At 54.8% G+C, this 15,344-nt stretch carries 18 protein-coding genes; 6 read left to right on the top strand and 12 right to left on the bottom strand.

From position 1 onward, the window contains the following. Window positions 1–93 precede the first annotated feature (93 nt). The 5 genes from ACX5K5_RS03765 (at window position 94) to ACX5K5_RS03745 (ending at window position 3,482) form a co-directional block, all read left to right on the top strand. A complete protein-coding gene (locus ACX5K5_RS03765) occupies window positions 94–606 on the top strand; it encodes a hypothetical protein (RefSeq protein WP_346060403.1) in 513 nt (170 codons plus the stop codon). Between the two features lie 235 nt (window positions 607–841). Then, the gene (locus ACX5K5_RS03760; protein WP_459175050.1) at window positions 842–1,312 is read left to right on the top strand and encodes a GNAT family N-acetyltransferase; all 471 of its coding nucleotides are present in this window, start codon (window positions 842–844) and stop codon (window positions 1,310–1,312) included. A 219-nt stretch (window positions 1,313–1,531) separates the two neighbouring features. Next, complete coding sequence (locus tag ACX5K5_RS03755) at window positions 1,532–1,897, top strand: hypothetical protein (protein ID WP_443445094.1); 366 nt, start codon at window positions 1,532–1,534, stop codon at window positions 1,895–1,897. Window positions 1,898–2,489: 592 nt separating this feature from the next. Next, window positions 2,490–2,963: a hypothetical protein gene (locus ACX5K5_RS03750; protein ID WP_459175049.1), complete on the top strand. Its 474-nt coding sequence runs from the start codon at window positions 2,490–2,492 to the stop codon at window positions 2,961–2,963. A gap of 207 nt (window positions 2,964–3,170) precedes the next feature. Beyond that, window positions 3,171–3,482: a hypothetical protein gene (locus ACX5K5_RS03745; RefSeq protein WP_459175048.1), complete on the top strand. Its 312-nt coding sequence runs from the start codon at window positions 3,171–3,173 to the stop codon at window positions 3,480–3,482. 163 nt (window positions 3,483–3,645) lie between these two features. Here ACX5K5_RS03745 and ACX5K5_RS03740 read toward each other — a convergent pair whose 3' ends face one another. The 8 genes from ACX5K5_RS03740 to ACX5K5_RS03705 all read right to left on the bottom strand — a co-directional run bounded on the left by ACX5K5_RS03740 (window position 3,646) and on the right by ACX5K5_RS03705 (window position 9,394). Next, window positions 3,646–4,098 carry a hypothetical protein gene (locus tag ACX5K5_RS03740; protein WP_096283057.1) on the bottom strand — a complete coding sequence of 151 codons (453 nt, stop codon included), beginning with the start codon at window positions 4,096–4,098 and terminating at the stop codon, window positions 3,646–3,648. Then, window positions 4,095–4,316 (bottom strand): PadR family transcriptional regulator, encoded by a 222-nt coding sequence (locus ACX5K5_RS03735; RefSeq protein ID WP_382412539.1) that lies wholly within the window; start codon window positions 4,314–4,316, stop codon window positions 4,095–4,097. Before ACX5K5_RS03735 ends, ACX5K5_RS03740 begins: the two co-directional genes overlap by 4 nt. 239 nt (window positions 4,317–4,555) lie before the next feature. Next, the gene (locus tag ACX5K5_RS03730) at window positions 4,556–5,074 is read right to left on the bottom strand and encodes a GNAT family N-acetyltransferase (protein WP_459175047.1); all 519 of its coding nucleotides are present in this window, start codon (window positions 5,072–5,074) and stop codon (window positions 4,556–4,558) included. Between the two features lie 123 nt (window positions 5,075–5,197). Continuing rightward, window positions 5,198–5,500 carry a hypothetical protein gene (locus ACX5K5_RS03725; protein WP_459175046.1) on the bottom strand — a complete coding sequence of 101 codons (303 nt, stop codon included), beginning with the start codon at window positions 5,498–5,500 and terminating at the stop codon, window positions 5,198–5,200. A 115-nt stretch (window positions 5,501–5,615) separates the two neighbouring features. Beyond that, a complete protein-coding gene (locus ACX5K5_RS03720) occupies window positions 5,616–6,362 on the bottom strand; it encodes a formylglycine-generating enzyme family protein (protein WP_459175045.1) in 747 nt (248 codons plus the stop codon). Between the two features lie 133 nt (window positions 6,363–6,495). Beyond that, entirely contained in the window at window positions 6,496–6,966 is a 471-nt protein-coding gene (locus tag ACX5K5_RS03715) for a hypothetical protein (protein WP_442347196.1), read from the bottom strand. A 216-nt stretch (window positions 6,967–7,182) separates the two neighbouring features. Further along, complete coding sequence (locus tag ACX5K5_RS03710) at window positions 7,183–7,485, bottom strand: hypothetical protein (RefSeq protein WP_443439333.1); 303 nt, start codon at window positions 7,483–7,485, stop codon at window positions 7,183–7,185. Window positions 7,486–8,110: 625 nt separating this feature from the next. Continuing rightward, complete coding sequence (locus tag ACX5K5_RS03705) at window positions 8,111–9,394, bottom strand: citrate/2-methylcitrate synthase (protein ID WP_443439284.1); 1,284 nt, start codon at window positions 9,392–9,394, stop codon at window positions 8,111–8,113. Between the two features lie 63 nt (window positions 9,395–9,457). Here ACX5K5_RS03705 and ACX5K5_RS03700 point away from each other — a divergent pair, with 63 nt between their 5' ends. Continuing rightward, a complete protein-coding gene (locus ACX5K5_RS03700) occupies window positions 9,458–10,723 on the top strand; it encodes an MFS transporter (RefSeq protein ID WP_442346437.1) in 1,266 nt (421 codons plus the stop codon). Window positions 10,724–10,907: 184 nt separating this feature from the next. On the opposite strand, the gene ACX5K5_RS03695 is transcribed toward ACX5K5_RS03700, so the two are convergent. The 4 genes from ACX5K5_RS03695 to ACX5K5_RS03680 all read right to left on the bottom strand — a co-directional run bounded on the left by ACX5K5_RS03695 (window position 10,908) and on the right by ACX5K5_RS03680 (window position 15,025). Then, complete coding sequence (locus ACX5K5_RS03695; protein WP_459175044.1) at window positions 10,908–11,072, bottom strand: hypothetical protein; 165 nt, start codon at window positions 11,070–11,072, stop codon at window positions 10,908–10,910. Window positions 11,073–11,762: 690 nt separating this feature from the next. After that, a complete protein-coding gene (locus ACX5K5_RS03690; RefSeq protein ID WP_459175043.1) occupies window positions 11,763–13,211 on the bottom strand; it encodes a PepSY-associated TM helix domain-containing protein in 1,449 nt (482 codons plus the stop codon). A 39-nt stretch (window positions 13,212–13,250) separates the two neighbouring features. After that, complete coding sequence (locus tag ACX5K5_RS03685) at window positions 13,251–14,453, bottom strand: Dyp-type peroxidase (RefSeq protein ID WP_459175042.1); 1,203 nt, start codon at window positions 14,451–14,453, stop codon at window positions 13,251–13,253. Continuing rightward, the gene (locus tag ACX5K5_RS03680; RefSeq protein ID WP_459175041.1) at window positions 14,453–15,025 is read right to left on the bottom strand and encodes a copper chaperone PCu(A)C; all 573 of its coding nucleotides are present in this window, start codon (window positions 15,023–15,025) and stop codon (window positions 14,453–14,455) included. Before ACX5K5_RS03680 ends, ACX5K5_RS03685 begins: the two co-directional genes overlap by 1 nt. Window positions 15,026–15,344 lie beyond the last annotated feature (319 nt).

The following is a 15,344-nucleotide window of genomic DNA, read 5'->3' as shown; positions in this document are numbered from 1 at the left end:
TTCGGTGCCGCCGGGCGGAGGCCGGCGCGGGCTTGGTGCCCGGGAACCCTATCTGTAGACTCCGGGTAGCCAACCCGCTGATAGCCTTTCATTATGCGGATACTGCTTACCCTTCTCGGAATCGTTGCAATAGTCGCATACTCCGTTCTCGGAGCATTTTTGATGAATGACTGGGCTGTGGTGGCCGCGAGCGGGATGCCACTCGATACGACGATCGCTGACATGAAGGCAGCGGACCAGCAGTACAGCACCATTCCAGGTCTGGTCTTCGCTGCGCTGGGCATCCTGATCGCCCTGGTCTGGGGTGCGATAACGATGTGGTGCCGGGCCATACTGCCGGGCTGGGCGAGCTTGGCGCTATGGGCCGGAATCTTGGCATTTGGCGCGCCCGCATACTTTTTCACCTCGTTCGCCAATCTGAACTCTGTAGGCGATACCTATGCCGATTGGAACTCCGGGGCGGCATTCACGCTGGAAGCACCCCTGTATGCAATCAGCGGATTCGCATTCCTGATCGCTGTGGGGGCATTGACTGTACCGCTGGCCAAGACAGTGGCAAGGAAGACATCGACGGGTCAGTGGCATGGCGACAAGAAATCCGCTTAGTTCTAATAGTGCCGTCGCTGGCGATGCAGAACGAACGTCTAGGATCCGGGCCAGATGTACGGGGACGATAGAAGAGCATTACCAGCTCAGACGCGTGTAGGTCTCTCGTTGGGAAGCCCCGATACCCTGACCTGCAACGTATCAACCGTTGGAAGAGCTATCGGTTAAATTTTTTGCATCACAGTGCCTTGGGGGCTCCGGCTCAATCGACTTGTGAGGTGGAAAGATCGAATGTATGACTATTGAGATTGAATATGCACGGGACCCGCACGCTGTCCGGAACATCTTAGAATCACTTCCGGAGTGGTTTGCAGATCTGGAATCGATTGACAGCTATGTTGTCGACGCTGCCAATGAAAATTTCGTGAGCATACTCGCACGCGACTCTGGGGCTACCGTTGGTGTTTCTTTGATACGTCGACACTTTTCAGAATCCGCGGAATTACACTTGATCGCAATGTCTCCGGAAGCGCGTGGCCTTGGAATCGGACGAGCACTTATCGAGAAGATTACTGCAGACCTAGCCGACGACGGATGTGTGCACCTATCGGTTCATACGGTAGGACCGTCATTCGACAATGACGCATATGCCCAGACACGTTCCTTCTATCGAGCAATAGGCTTTTACCCCTTAGAAGAGCACAGCAACATGGACTGGTCAGGACCGACACTTATCCTCGTCCGCCCAATTACGCCTGCCACATAAGCTAAACCCTCTGCGGGTTCTACAGTTCAACGTTGGCTGGTTAATCACAGGTACGAACAAGTCTCCGGTCAATCTGACAATTCTGGAACCACTATTCAGATGAATTTACGTTGATTTGCTGTCTACGGCTGACCAGCTAGCGGACTCACGAGGGGTCAGCTGCTAGCGGCAGTGTTCACAGAGAACGTCGTAGCATACGTGAATTCGATAGACAGCGCTTTGAGCGATCCCGATGCTTGGCGCGGTTTTCGTTCCTATCTGGAAACGGCATTCGAGATGCAGGCCGAGAACTGCGCGTTCACTGACATACTCACCATGAGTGCTCCTGAGGCCCCGGGACGTCTGCGCCCGGACTTCGTCCACCAGGACGTGGCGCTATTGCTCCTAGCAATCGCGGGCGTCATTAATGCGACTCGCGAAAGCGCACCGGAAGCCTGGAGACGGGTTGCAGCAATATCGATCGAGGCACTGCAGTCTCAACGCGAGCAGCTACCGCCGGCGCCAAGCACCCAACAGCTCTATCGCACCTTCGCACTCGAACGGGTCCAGAGCCGAAAGACGGAAAGTCACAGCAACTCACACTGAGCCGCATCGTCCTGCAAGGGGTTGTCCGGACAGAGGTACGGCCGTGTTCCGCTAGAGGAGCGCCCGCAAAGGGAACGCTCGCCGGGACTGTACGAGGTGGATGCAGAGCGCCACCCGATTGCTGAGGCGAGTCGGCATCGGACCCTAGTCGAGTTTCCCGAAGGGGCCGGCAGCGTCGAGTGGAATCCGCTCTGGCTTCCTGGACATGATCAAGAAACCCACCCCCACGAGCAGCACAGCAATGGCAAGGCCAAGGAGGGACGTATCGCCTGATGTCGCAGGGCAGCCCGCAGAACTGTCATCAATCTCAGGACAGCTCCTCCATGGCTGCAAGAACATCACGAAACCACCTGCCGCTCCTGCGAGAGTCAGCAGGAGGCCCAACGTCATGTAAACAATGTTCTTAGAAGCTTTCACGCTTCATTCAAACACAGCAACGCTACTTTCTCAGTCGTCCCGTATGCCGAATGTTCTACGGGACATCATGAACTGTCCCGTCTGTCAGGTTATCGAGAAATTAGTTTGGCAGCTTCAGCGATAATATTATCGCTTAATGCACGCGGTTCTGCAGGTTGAAGGATAGGCTCTGCAAATGGAGACGAATAAGAAGGTGCTACCCCTGCTAACAGCCATATTGCTGCCTACTTTTGTCTTAGCAGGCTGCACCGATGGGGACAAAGCATCAGATCCGTCCCAAGAGCCGGCGAAAGCCGAGCTCCATCAGGACGGAGCAGAGATCTTCGAGCAACAAAAATTGAATGTTGAAGGTCCTGCCATGTCAGGTGTAGTCCTGAAACAGTTTAACGGCATGGGGCCCTCAATCATACAAACCGAGCCACTCCCTGAGGGATATACGCAATTAGGTTGGACCGTGGCTTGTACTGGAGCGGGTGAATGGCGAGCTTCAATAGTTCAAAAGGAACCTGCATGGAGCGAGAGTGCATGTTCGTTAGAACCGTTAACTGCTGCCACCTACTTGTTGGATGAATCTATCAACGAGCCTGCGCTGGAAGTCAAGGTCGAGGACGATGCGCAAATCTGGGTCACGATTTATGCAGCAAAATAGTCAAGTCGTCACTGTAGGGATTTCTAAGCGGACTGTGATAGCTATCCGAAGTTCGTTGCACCGCAATTGTGCGTCCGTAAGCCGAACCTTGAACGGGACGTTGGTTGACATGCCGTGACCATAGCGGTCTCTCAGTTTCTGGCGCTGAATAGCGCCAAGGAGAGTCAGCAACAGGGCGAGTCATGGAAATCGGTTTAGGCTCGTCGTATGGATGATTTCGAAGTATCCGTTGATCACGAGCTGTTCCGTATCAGCGAGAGGTACCAGCCTGACGGCAGGCTCAGTTACGACTTTTCCTGGCTCAATGGGCCTGCGGACGGAACCTACGGGTTCACGATCGCTCGTAGCGGTGGTGAGGCGGCGCCAAATGATCCAGACAGTGCTTCACGGATATCAGAGGAGGCCCTGGTTGAGGAGGCCCGCGTATTCATTGATTCGTTCTACGCGGCTGGGAGCATAGGGGAAGAAGACTTCCCAGACCATATTCCAGCGCGGACGCGTGGAAACAGCGACGAGTAGTTGCCCGAATGTAGGCGGGCCTCTCAGTCGTAGAAATGACCAACGAAGGAACCTTCAAATGGGGAACCTTCAGCGGGACACCCGCCGCTTGTCTGCTGTCCCCCTGGCTCTGATTGCGCGATTCTGACCAAAACGACAGATTCTCACGCTGGCGCTAAATCACTTACTCACCCGGATACGTAGGAGCGACCTCACCACTTCCCAAAACCTCGACACCATCAATGATCATTGGAGCGGATGGGGTGGTTCGAGCATTCTCTTCAATCATCCCCTCCGGGACCGTAATCTGAGTAACCTCGTAATTCGAGATTGCTGAAACCCCAGCAATTCCGCCGAGTGTCAGAACACTAGCAATAAGGGCAGTGGGTAACAGAATTTTCATTGCTCTTTCCTCTTTGAATAGGGCGGGGTTGGACAACGAAGCAAGTCCATGGGCAATTCGCAAACGTGTGCCGGCAATAAGAGCACCGGCAACGACATCAGCAGACGGGATATCCAACTCACTGCAATCCCGAAGATCCGCCCTCCATTGCTCAGAGCGCACTTGCCGCAGATGCGCCGGGGTTACGAAAAGCGATAGTCGCAACAGCGCTCGTACCAGCCAGGCCTGGCTCATGCGAGTCTCCTGGATTGAAAAGCAGCACCCACGGATGGTTTCGGCCTCTGGGTGGAAATGTACTCCTGGGCATATGGAACAGCCTTCGCGTCCAACTTAAAGTACCGCCGGCGGGGCCCCTTGCGAGTCAGATCTGTATCCCACTCGCTAGTAATCCAGCCAGCATCCTCCAAACGTTCCAGAATCGGGTAAACCGTTCCTGTCTTCAACCCGGTCATCTTCACGATCTGGAGACCCCAGATTGACTCGGATGATTCCATGAGCGCACCAACAACAGCAGCTGTAGCAGGGGTATGCCTTGTCAAACGCTCCATACTCTAATGCTACCTATGTAGATTTAGACGGTCAAGCTTCGGGCTCATTCATCTTCAACTTTGGAGGCTCTCAACGTGTCAGGGCAGGTTGTTTCGCAAGCCGAACCCTCATCGGGACAGAGTGTTGCGAGTTTGGCGCGGAATCAACCAACGAGCGGAAATCGCATGGCAACACGAGGCCACTGATCTAATCCAATGGAGGCCTCATGCTTTCGGATTCTCCTCAGACCTGGGGACAGCTGACTCGTCGGAACAATATCAAAGCCCAAACGAGCATAGTAGGGCGCGTTCCAGGGAACTTCGGCAAAGGTGGTTAGCGTCAGCGCGGCATAACCCTGTTGCCTCGCCCATTTTGCTGCCATCTCGATGAGCTGGCGGCCTATCCGGAGGCCCGCATGAGTCGGATGTACTGAGACTTGCTCTATATGAGCAACGTCGTCTATTAGATCCAGAAGAAGGTAGGCAATGGGCTGATCGAAATTATCTGTGTACACCCATGCTCTACCCTGACTTTGATACCGAAGGAAATCATGAATGGGCATCGTTTCACCGTCGGCAATTGATGCCATGCCTTCGCCGACGAAGACAGCATCAGCAGCACGCTCAATGTCGGGGAGCAAGCGAACATCATCGACCTGTGCAGCGCGGATCATGAAAGCCATTAAAGCACACGGCACTTCAACGCCTTCCGTCCTACAAGTCGTTCCGGAGGGGGGAAAGCTTAGCGGCCATATTAATGGCATGGAACGCGTTTTGTTCTCCATATTCGGCAGACCGTGCCTGCATTACTGCCGGAAATAGGGGTCACTGGCAGAAGGCGAGCCCGCCCCTGTTGGTTCCCACCCGCGCAGCCGAGCCATGCCGATTCCGCCTTCATAGATGTACTCGACCCAGATCACGACGTAGCGACCGCGCCGGTTAGCTTCTGCCCATGCAAGCACGTCGTCTATGCTTTCCGCATTCTCCAGACGGTTCTCGTCGCTGGCGCGGGTTTCGTCCCAGAAATCCACCCGATATACGGGGTGGTGCTCTTCCTCGTTGACATATCGTGGGTCAACACCAGTAACCTTCATGTTTTTCGTGCCCATGAGCACACTCTACGTGCGTGGCCCGGCATTCATCAGAGACCCACGCACTTCAATTGAGGAACCTCCTGTGGGACACCCGCCACAATGTATATGGGCTGTCCTGCATTGGTCAGTCTCAGTATCGCCGGGGCGTCCACCCGGATGGCAGCATGCCAGTTATCTTTCCCCGTTCAGAATCAACCTCGGCTGACCAGCCTTGCGCTGCCTGTTCATCATCGAAAGCACCCCGCGCAATGCGCAGGCCAACGTCTGGGTGGCTCATCCCAGGCGCACCACCGCGACGCGTCGAAGCCCGCACGCTCCACGACTTATCAGCAAAACCTCCCCCGCGGAAGACTCGGTAATCGTCGTAGCGGGCCGGATCGAGTAGATCCCAGCACCATTCCCAGACGTTTCCAAGGGTGTCGTGGAGTCCGAAGGCATTGGGTAGTTTTTGGCCAACTTCTTTCGGGTTCTCTAGCTTGTCATCCGCTGTCCACCCAATGGCATCGAGGGGGCCATAGTGTGGCCCCACTGTGCCAGCGCGGCACGCGTATTCCCATTCGGCTTCGGTGGGCAGGCGGTACCCGGAGGCATTGGTCTGCCAACTCACCTCGCCTGCCTCGAAGATGTATGCAGGGGCAAGCCCTTCATTCATTGACGCTGCATTGCAAAATTTGATGGCTTCCAACCAATTGATATCTACCAGAGGTGCTTGGGAGCCTGTTTCGCTATGACCCATCAATTGCGCGTACTGCGCCGTGGTGACGGAGATGGCCCCAATCTCGAAAGGTTCTAGATCGACGGTCCAGCGGCGTTTCCGTCGAGCGTCGTGCAATTCCACTTGTCCGGCCGTTAACGGACGGAGGTCAAAGGTAGGCATTCCATAATGTTCCCATACCGTCCCATAAGACGGTCCCCGAGAGGAACGCCCGTAAGAGGAACCCTCTACGGGGCAGGACTGCTGAGCATGACTTGCATAGTCAATTCTGGCCGCAACCCTAACTTTTCGACATTTATGATTTCGCCCGGTTAGGCGAAGCAAAAAAGCGACCTATGCAGAATTCAGCTAATGCGGTAACTCCAGCCCCAACCAATGCATAGATAAAGAAAAAAGGGACTGTCAAAACAAGCCAGCCCAGCAGAAGTTCATTCATAGCAGGCAAGTCCGTACCGTCCAGAAAATTCCAGCAAAGCTCGAAAATGCTAAGTCCGATGAATAACAGTGATGTTTCGCGAAGCAGTGATTTCTTCCTTGTGATCCAAGTAGGAAGAACCGCGCAGAAGAGAGTCGATGCGATTACGAGTGAGCTTACCCAAATAGCCCATTCCAGGCTGCCAATGCGGTTGCCAGATACTACTACTGGTACAAAACACAGTACAACTGTTAAAATTGCTGTAGTCACCCACGCAAATAAACGTGTACCCAAATTCGATGTCTTCGAATTGGCTCCAATTTCCGCACGGTTCATGTTCAACGGTTTCATTTCAAGTCATTGTATAGCTCATAGATCAACCAGAACAGCGGTCCTGCAATAGTCAACAGGAGTCCCAACGTCATGTAAACAGTGTTCATGGAAGCTTTCACGATTCATTTGAACGCAGCAACGCTAAATTCTCAGACACCCGTATGCCCAACGCTGAGCGGGCGCCATAGTGGCCTGAACGTGTTTTGTTTGCCATAGGTCAGTATGACTGTGAAGTCATTGCCGGAAGTAGGGGTCCTCGGCCGAGGGTGAGCCTTCCTGTGTTGGTTCCCACCCGCGCAGCCGAGCCATGCCGGTGCCGCCTTCGTAGCTGTACTCGACCCAGATCACGACGTAGCGACCGCGCCGGTTAGCTTCTGCCCATGCAAGCACGTTGTCTATGCTTTCCGCATTCTCCAGACGGTTCTCGTCGCTGGCGCGGGTTTCGTCCCAGAAATCCACCCGATATACGGGGTGGTGCTCTTCCTCGTTGACATATCGTGGGTCAACACCAGTAACCTTCATGTTTTTCGTGCCCATGAGCACACTCTACGTGCGTGGCCCGGCATTCATCAGAGACCCACGCACTTCAATTGAGGAACCTTCTGCGGGACGCCGCGCTCCACACATTTCTTTTTGCAGACCCATCAACCTTGGATCCTCATCGGCGCTACAAACATCGCTGGATTGCCAGTTGTTAGCATGAGACCATGCGAACCGCCACAGCTATATCCACCATTGCACTTTTAAGCTTGCTTCTTTGCTCGTGTTCGCCAGGTGGAGTGAGCATACCGTTGGGTCATGAAGACCTTCCGCAATGCCCTCCAGCTTTGATTGAAGCAAATGGCCTGCGCGATCTCGGAGAACCTGGCTGTAACTTGCAAGGGTCTTCTCTCGTTCTTCCAGATGGAACAACCTTAGAAGTTGGCGAAGTTGGAGCAGTCCAAAGCCAACAGTTCATTTCGAGCGAGGGGTCTCAAAACTCAGAGTATTTGGTGGTGAATTGGGGTGTTCCTGGCGTAGGAGTCAGCAAAATTACGTCTGGGGAAACCGTCAGTTGGGCAACTAGCGATGCTGCACGATACCTTCAAGAGCAACAGCTACGACTTTAGGCTTTCAAGGCGCCCGGGCACTAACGCTCTACGGAACATATTCCGTAAACGAATCACTTCTGCTGCTCTGGAGTCCCAGACGCTTCGCTTGGTGCAGGTCCAGAGTAACGGCCGTGCGGGCGCATCCGCATAGGAGCGCGTCCGTACTCATCTGCCATGTGGGCAATCCATCCTGCCGACCGCGCGATAGCAAAAATCGCCGGCCCTGCGTCAGGTGCCATCCCTTTAACATGGAGCAACGCTGCTAAAGCCAAATCAATGTTGGGACCAAGCCGTGTGCGGTTTTCCATCACACGGGCCAACGAGCCAACAGCTCGAAGAACAGGTGAATCGGGAACTTCCTGATGCAATATATCCAAGAGAATTCTGGCGCGTGGGTCACCTTCTGGATACAAAGCATGCCCGAATCCTGGAACCATGCGCCCATTAGCAGCGATCGATTCCGCCAGCGCCTTTTCTGGTGAATCATATTTAAGTGCCATTCTGATTAGTTCTGCCGCATCTTGGCTGGCGTTGCCATGGAGCTTGGAATCCAGTGCGCCAATTGCACTGCTGATTCCTCCGTAGATCGTTGCACGGGCAGACGCTGCCGCTCTAGCCGCCAAAGTGGAAATAGCCAAGTCGTGGTCAACCAGCAACACCAGCGCAGCATTAATCGCGCGAACGCTCTTAGACTTTGCATCTTGCGTTGGCCCGAAGGCTGCGCGTATCCCATCGGCAACACTTGGATGATCCGTAGATCGACAGGTTTTGTGCCTTGCTTGGTTCAAACTGCTGACGATTCCTGAAATCAATCCAGCACCCAACTCCGCGACGTTGTTCTGCGAGGCATGGCGCAACGGATCAGCAGCACCCAGAGCTAACAGTGCGGCAGACACTTTGTCCAAGGGCGAGGCGAAGCGAGGCAATGCAGCCACGAAGTTTGCTGCGTTTCGCGTGTCCTCGGCGTTGGCTTTGAATCTATGGGAACTGTTCAGCGGTTCTCCCCAGAGCCAGGCGGCGACAGACTCAAAGTGATAACGCGATACGAGTTCTTCTACGGCTACGCCCCGGAAGTAAAGCTGTCCATCGATGACTTGGGAAATGTTGGTATCCAGGATCATCAAAGGCGCACCGTGGGAAGAGTACCTCGAACCGTCTTCTCGCGAGGTCGACGAAACAGGGGCTCGTCCGCGTTGCTGTGCGAACGCCTCGACCTCCAGCGCGTCCAGTGTTGAGCCGCCACTGGATCGCTGGCTGCTCAACAGGCCACGGGAAATGTAGGAATAAACCGTTTCGGGCTTCACATTCAACCGGATCGAAGTCTGGCCCACAGTAAGCCTCGGAATGTCAGACATTGCAACCCTTACTTGATTCAATCAACATTGATGAATCTAGCATCGATGTTGATACTTGGGAACATGCGCAAATCATCTGCATCGACGACCTCGACTGCCAACGCATCATCGCTGACCAACCATGGCAGTGTCGCTTTTCGGCGAGTCTACATATGGATCTCTATCGGCAATGGGGCCACTACTCAAGCCGTATTCTTCCTGCTTGCTGGACTGGCAGTGCTCAGGGCAGAAGATCCTCAAGCCGTCGGGTTGCAGCTAGCAGCACAATCTCTTCCAGCCTTGGCATTGCTGCTGCTGGTCCGCAGCGCCGCTTCAAAATTCAATTTCCGCTCAGCCCTGGTGCTGAGTTTATGGCTACAGGCAGCAAGCGCAATAATTTTTGGCATCACATCACTGGTGTTCGGCTACAACCTTGTCTCGGCGCTGATCATGAGCTTGGTCTATGCGACAGCTTCAACGGTGCAAGCGCCAGGGCGTCGGACGGTGATGGCTGATCTCTATCCCGAGGAAGTACGCCGACGCGCGATCTCTAGTATCACCGCGTACAGCAATGGTGCTCGATTGGTTGCTCCAGCCGCAGCAGGATTTGCGCTAGCAACTGGGTACTGGCAGGTTTGGTTCATTTTGGACGCAGTCGTATGCGTAGTTGCCGCTCTTCTCTCATCAAGAGCCATCAAGCTCCTCAATATCTCCCAGAAAGAGAATCTTGGGAAAGAGGGTGAGACCGGTTGGAGCCCTACTTTGAATACAAGGTCTGTGAGAGCGTTTCTTGTTGCGTTTGCGGCGGTCTGCGTCTTCGGCTTCAACATCCAGGTCATTGCGCCGTTGGCTGCCCGGGACTTGCTCAACGGTGCAGAGGAGTACGCCGGGTTGATTGTTTCTTCCCATACGCTCGGTTCACTGCTCGGTGCCGTGCTAGTTGCTCGTGCTGACCGGCATCTAAGAGGTTGCTATGCCGGGGGAAGCGTACTTCTTGGACTCGGATTGATCGCGTTCGTTATTCCTTCCAACGCGATGGAGACCATGATCCTTGTTTGCTCGTTGATTGCTGGTGTCGGACGAGGACTCACTTTGACCGCTTCGTCGACGATGGCTTCCACGTGGGGTGAGTCAACTGTTTTTCGTGAACGTCTCATTGCGTTGACTTCGATCATTTTTACGGCGAGCAATCTTGTAAGCGCGGGGATTATAAGCATGTCTTTGGCGTTAGGCAGTTCCACGCTCACCTTGTGGGTTTGCGGGGCCGGCTCCGTTGCAGCTGGGCTTTGCGCCATGATGATGCGATCGAAGTGGGACTCGGAAAATCGGTCTGAACCATCGGGACCCTAGAACCGATGATGACTACTTCGATAGTTCTAGCGCTCTTCCAGGGCCAAGAACTCATTGCTTTGTTGCCCACAGGGGAACGCTGTACCGGGCAAACAATCCCAGACCGAACGTTAATCTATAGTTTCGTCAGGAGAAGGTTTCTAACGCCTTCTGCTTGTGCTCAAGTTCCCTTGATGACCTGCATTTACCGGACGGTTTCTCCCTGCACGCTGGGGATGAGGATGTTCTCATGAATTCTGGTCCATCCTTGGGATTCCAAAGTGCGGGTATCAGCGTTATCTCGAACCAAGGAAGCTGACATGTTGCTTGGCATGGTCGAGGCAGTGACAATCAGGTCTGCTGCTCTCATGCCGCCGCAACCTGCAAACCATTGAGGGTCTGTTCCTGGTGGAACGACAATTATGCAACCTACCGAAGAATCATGGGACGCAGCAGCAAAATATCGTACCTGTTTGTGGGTTGTCAGAAGTCGTGAACTTTCCGCGTCAACAGTGTCGTCGAGCTCAACTCCCGTAGGCAGGACGTCGGCCGGCGTGCTCTGTGTCTCCAACGCCCGAATCCCGGTGTGCGATGAACATGCGCCGAGTGGCAACAATAAGCCGATACAAATGGCTCCGGAGAAAATCCTGCGAATACTCATTTTCATACCCCTTCAAACGGACATTATTGCAAGGGTATCTCAGTATCGGATTGGTAAGCCGAAGAATCCAATCGCGTGATTCGGGACGGAAGGGGATGCTTGGGAAAATGTTATCCATGACCCAATCCTGCCAGAAGCGCGGATCTAATACTGCGTGACAGAGATGAAAATTCAAGTGTCCCATATGCCGGTCGTTATACGGGACACTAGATCCGTTGACTTGGTAAATTTTCGAAACTCCGAGTTTTCAAAGATTTCAGATTCCCATATACCCCGCCCGAGAAAATGCCCGGTGAAGGGGCCTTATACGGGACACCAAAAACCACCGCTATTTGGAACAGTCGTACCCTCCGAATATGAAACGGAGGGCACGACTCAAACATGGTTGCAATCCATTGCTTACTCGGTAGTTAGATATTGAGTTTTAGCTCGTTGCACCCAGCCAAGAATCACATCAATAACGAGGAACACTGCAAGGCTGATCCCCATGAGCGGTAGAAAAGACCCCACAGTCACGGCCGCAAACAACACCAGAAGAATCCCCCACCATGGGGCGCGTGTCACCCCGCCGCGGGCAGGTGTTTTGCCCATGCGTCGTGTGGGATTCTTTGTTGGGCGGCGCTTCCACCACATCACATACCCCAGCACCACCATAGTGGCGATAGCGGATGCGATAAGGAACAACAAGATCTGGTTGGGGAGTCCGAACATGGAACCCATATGTATGTCGATTCCCCAGCGCGAGAGTTTCGCAGTGAGGCTGAAGTCCTTAAAATCAACCCGGTCAACAACTTCTAATGTTTGACCGTTCATAGAGGTTGCATCAACCTCAGTGGGGTAGGACCGCTGTATTTCCTGGACCACCCATGCTTTCCCTTCCGCTGCAGGGGGCCTGATCTCGACCAGCCCGGTGTTGACGTTGCTTTCCCGGGCGATGGAGAGCATGGTGTCGAAAGCTGCCGGGTTTACCGACTCACCGGTGGGGGCAGTGGCGGCCCCGTGGTGGTGGGCATGCTCATCCCCTGGGCTATCCTCAGCGGCAGATAAATCTGTGGCCACCGAGGGGGTACTCCAGTTCAGTGCGGTACGCAGCTCACTGACGTTCGCTCCGCCATAGGTCGACCAGGTGATACCGGTAGCCGAAAGGAAGAAGGCGCCAAGCAAGACCCAGATGCCAAGGGATCCATGCCAGCTGGCCAGGCGACGATAGCCGGTGGCTTTGATATTGGGGCGGATAAGATCCTTTTTACGTTTGGTTCGCTTGATCCTCAAGATCCACAAACCCAATCCAGCAAGGGCGATGATGCCAAGCCAAGAGGCTGCCAGTTCGCTATACAGGCGCCCTGGTTCACCAAGCTGCAGGTTGCGGTGCAACTGGTCAATCCAGGTTCTCATCGGCAGGGCGCCGCTGGTCCCATAGACGGTGAGGTCTCCACGGATTTCGGCGGTAGCAGGGTCAACGAAAATGGCTCTGGTTTCGCTGGCGCCAAGGTTCTCATCGGCATACATCACCCTGGTGGTGTCTCCGGGATTTGGTGCCGGGCGGACCGCCACCAGCGCGTCACCACCTCCCATATAGGTATTGGCTGTCTCCACTTGATCAGCCAGCGGCAAGTAGGAATCAGCAACGGGCGCGTGAAGCTCCTTGGTGTAGACAGCTTGTTCGATCTGCGGCGTAATCGCATACAAGGCACCGCTGACGGCAGCCACGAGGATGAACGGGCCGATGAAGATTCCTGCGTAGAAATGCAGCCGAAGTAGTAGTTGCCCGAACCAGCCTTTGCGGGCAGTCCGTGGCGGGGTGGAGGGCCGTTGTGGTTCTGGGGTCGTGGTTTCCAGAAGCGTCATGAAAGATCCTTGAGATAAAAGTATGAAGAGTGCGAATGACTAGGCCATGAAGAGGGTTTCACCGATGAACCCTCCTTCAGCGCATCCCGGTGGGATAAGAAAAACGGCGGAGCCTATGGGTGTAGTCCATTGGTTCAGCGCGTCAAGGTCCGCTAAGCGCTGTTGCATCGGGGCATATTGCTTAGTCACGCTCTTTTGGTAGGACACGAAGATCAGCCCCGAATTGGAGATCTCGCTCCCGCTGGGTAGGTCATCGTAGTTGTATCCGCGGCGGAAAATCCGCTCAGTGGTGTTCTCCGAGCGGGCTCGTCGAATATGCGAATGAGCGGCGATAACGGTCAGTCCCAGGGCATCAGTCGCCTCAAAATCAGGCTCATCATGTTCCTTGGTTCCAGTGGTCGGTGCCCCATTTGCCAAGGTTCGGCCCACACTGAACTCCCTGCCAGAGCGGTCCACCTCATCCCAAGTATCAACGTCCATGCGGATACGTCGAATCACCATGGTGGTGCTCCCATCCGCGTTCCACACCAGAGTATTGAAGTCCTCAGTCTCGGTTGAGGGGTTGACGGTTCCATCGATTTGTCCGAACAGGTTGCGCATTGTGGTGCCACTGGTTTCGGATCCCCGGGCGCGGCGGAACCCGGTTTGCACCCATTTCACCGAAGCATACCGGCGGGCATCCTTGAGCAGCATCCGCTGAGCATGGGCAACGGTTAGAGGATCGTCGGAAGCGATATGCAGCAGCAGGTCCCCATCATTCCAACTCTCTTCAAGCTGATCGATGGTGAACTTCTGTAACGGCTGGATCGCTGTAGCGGAAGACCCGGCAAGTTCCACGAGCTTCGGTCCGAATCCGAAGGTCACGGTCAGTCGTGCGGGAACCGCGCCCAGTTCAGGTTCGGTGTCTGCCAAGGCTGCTTGGCCTTGAGCCAGCCTTGCCGCGTCGTCACTGAGTAAGCGCAGCAGGCGGCCTAGGGACTCACAGTCAAGAGCGTCACGCAGGTTCAATGCGATGTAGGTCGCGTGGGTTTGAGGCTCGGTGGTGATCCCTGCTTGATGGGCACCGTAGAAGGGAATCATGGTGTGGCCGTGCAGTGGCTCCGAAGCACCAGCCGGCGCAGCAGTGCTGGTCAGCGAATCGATCCCGAGAGCAGCAATCGCCCCTAGGCCTGCGGCGGCCCCGCCGAACAGTACCCCTCGCCGGCTAGGGCGTGACGTGGTGGATGTCTTTGCATGGGGCATTAGTGATCGTGAGCGCTTTCCGAAGCCGAGTCATCCATCTTCATCTCGTTATGCTCCATGCCCTCGTGCTCGGAGCCTTCATAGTTTTCATTCGCTCCTGCGAAGTCCTTCACCGGCGCGGTGATATCAAAGGTGGACTCATCAGAGAATGTCAGGGTCATACGCACCTCACTGCCGGGTTGCAGCGGTTCGGTCAGATCCATGAGCATGATGTGATTCCCTCCTGGCTCCAGGTGTAATTCACTGTGGGCTGCGATGGTGAAACCACCAGTCTTTTCACGCATCACCATGGCTCCGGATTCGTTAGCCACGGTTTCGTGTAGTTCCAAATCAGTGGAGGCGGGACTGGTCACCGAGGTGACAGTAACATCTTGATCTCCGGTGTTTTCGATGGTGCCGAATCCTGCGGACATTCCTTCATCGGCAGCTTTCACCCACGGATCGGTCATTGTGATGGAGGCACCGGCCGGGGTGGAACTGCTGTTTTCAGCGGGATTGGCAGCGCAACCTGCCAAGGCGATTAATACGGCAGAGGACAGGGCAATGCTGGGCAGGACAAAAGAGGTTTTCACGGTTTTTCCTAAGAAAATGAGGGAAGCGCCAGTAGGGTGCTTCAAAGCAGTGGTGCTGCGCAGTTGCAAACCAGGGAGATGCCCACAGGTTGGTAAGGCATCTGGCGCTGGGCACAGCAAAGTACAAGAGCGGCCTTGATCAAGAGGCCGTGTAAAAGTGCGATGTAAGAACCTTCGGCATACGCCCCTCGGCTGGTCCGCGAGGCTCTAGAAATACCAGCTCATGTCGCTGGTGGCTAGAGCGAGAATCGTTGCGGCCCAAGTACGTATCGGGGCCGTGCTAGAGGAGAAGAATCAGCAAATCATCCATTGAAGGGCA

Source organism: Glutamicibacter bergerei (assembly GCF_054495185.1).
Note: the sequence above shows the minus strand (reverse complement) of the source record. Positions and strands in the feature narration are given on the sequence as shown.

Bases quoted from the DNA above. Each gene is read 5' to 3' on its own strand.
- ACX5K5_RS03735 (WP_382412539.1), bottom strand. From the start codon at position 4,316: ATGACCGGGTTGAAGACAGGAACGGTTTACCCGATTCTGGAACGTTTG.
- ACX5K5_RS03685 (WP_459175042.1), bottom strand. From the start codon at position 14,453: ATGCCCCATGCAAAGACATCCACCACGTCACGCCCTAGCCGGCGAGGG.
- ACX5K5_RS03765 (WP_346060403.1), top strand. From the start codon at position 94: ATGCGGATACTGCTTACCCTTCTCGGAATCGTTGCAATAGTCGCATAC.
- ACX5K5_RS03740 (WP_096283057.1), bottom strand. From the start codon at position 4,098: ATGAGCCAGGCCTGGCTGGTACGAGCGCTGTTGCGACTATCGCTTTTC.
- ACX5K5_RS03690 (WP_459175043.1), bottom strand. From the start codon at position 13,211: ATGACGCTTCTGGAAACCACGACCCCAGAACCACAACGGCCCTCCACC.
- ACX5K5_RS03725 (WP_459175046.1), bottom strand. From the start codon at position 5,500: ATGGGCACGAAAAACATGAAGGTTACTGGTGTTGACCCACGATATGTC.
- ACX5K5_RS03720 (WP_459175045.1), bottom strand. From the start codon at position 6,362: ATGCCTACCTTTGACCTCCGTCCGTTAACGGCCGGACAAGTGGAATTG.
- ACX5K5_RS03730 (WP_459175047.1), bottom strand. From the start codon at position 5,074: ATGGCTTTCATGATCCGCGCTGCACAGGTCGATGATGTTCGCTTGCTC.
- ACX5K5_RS03695 (WP_459175044.1), bottom strand. From the start codon at position 11,072: ATGAGAGCAGCAGACCTGATTGTCACTGCCTCGACCATGCCAAGCAAC.
- ACX5K5_RS03705 (WP_443439284.1), bottom strand. From the start codon at position 9,394: ATGTCTGACATTCCGAGGCTTACTGTGGGCCAGACTTCGATCCGGTTG.
- ACX5K5_RS03760 (WP_459175050.1), top strand. From the start codon at position 842: ATGACTATTGAGATTGAATATGCACGGGACCCGCACGCTGTCCGGAAC.
- ACX5K5_RS03710 (WP_443439333.1), bottom strand. From the start codon at position 7,485: ATGGGCACGAAAAACATGAAGGTTACTGGTGTTGACCCACGATATGTC.
- ACX5K5_RS03700 (WP_442346437.1), top strand. From the start codon at position 9,458: ATGCGCAAATCATCTGCATCGACGACCTCGACTGCCAACGCATCATCG.
- ACX5K5_RS03750 (WP_459175049.1), top strand. From the start codon at position 2,490: ATGGAGACGAATAAGAAGGTGCTACCCCTGCTAACAGCCATATTGCTG.
- ACX5K5_RS03715 (WP_442347196.1), bottom strand. From the start codon at position 6,966: ATGAAACCGTTGAACATGAACCGTGCGGAAATTGGAGCCAATTCGAAG.
- ACX5K5_RS03745 (WP_459175048.1), top strand. From the start codon at position 3,171: ATGGATGATTTCGAAGTATCCGTTGATCACGAGCTGTTCCGTATCAGC.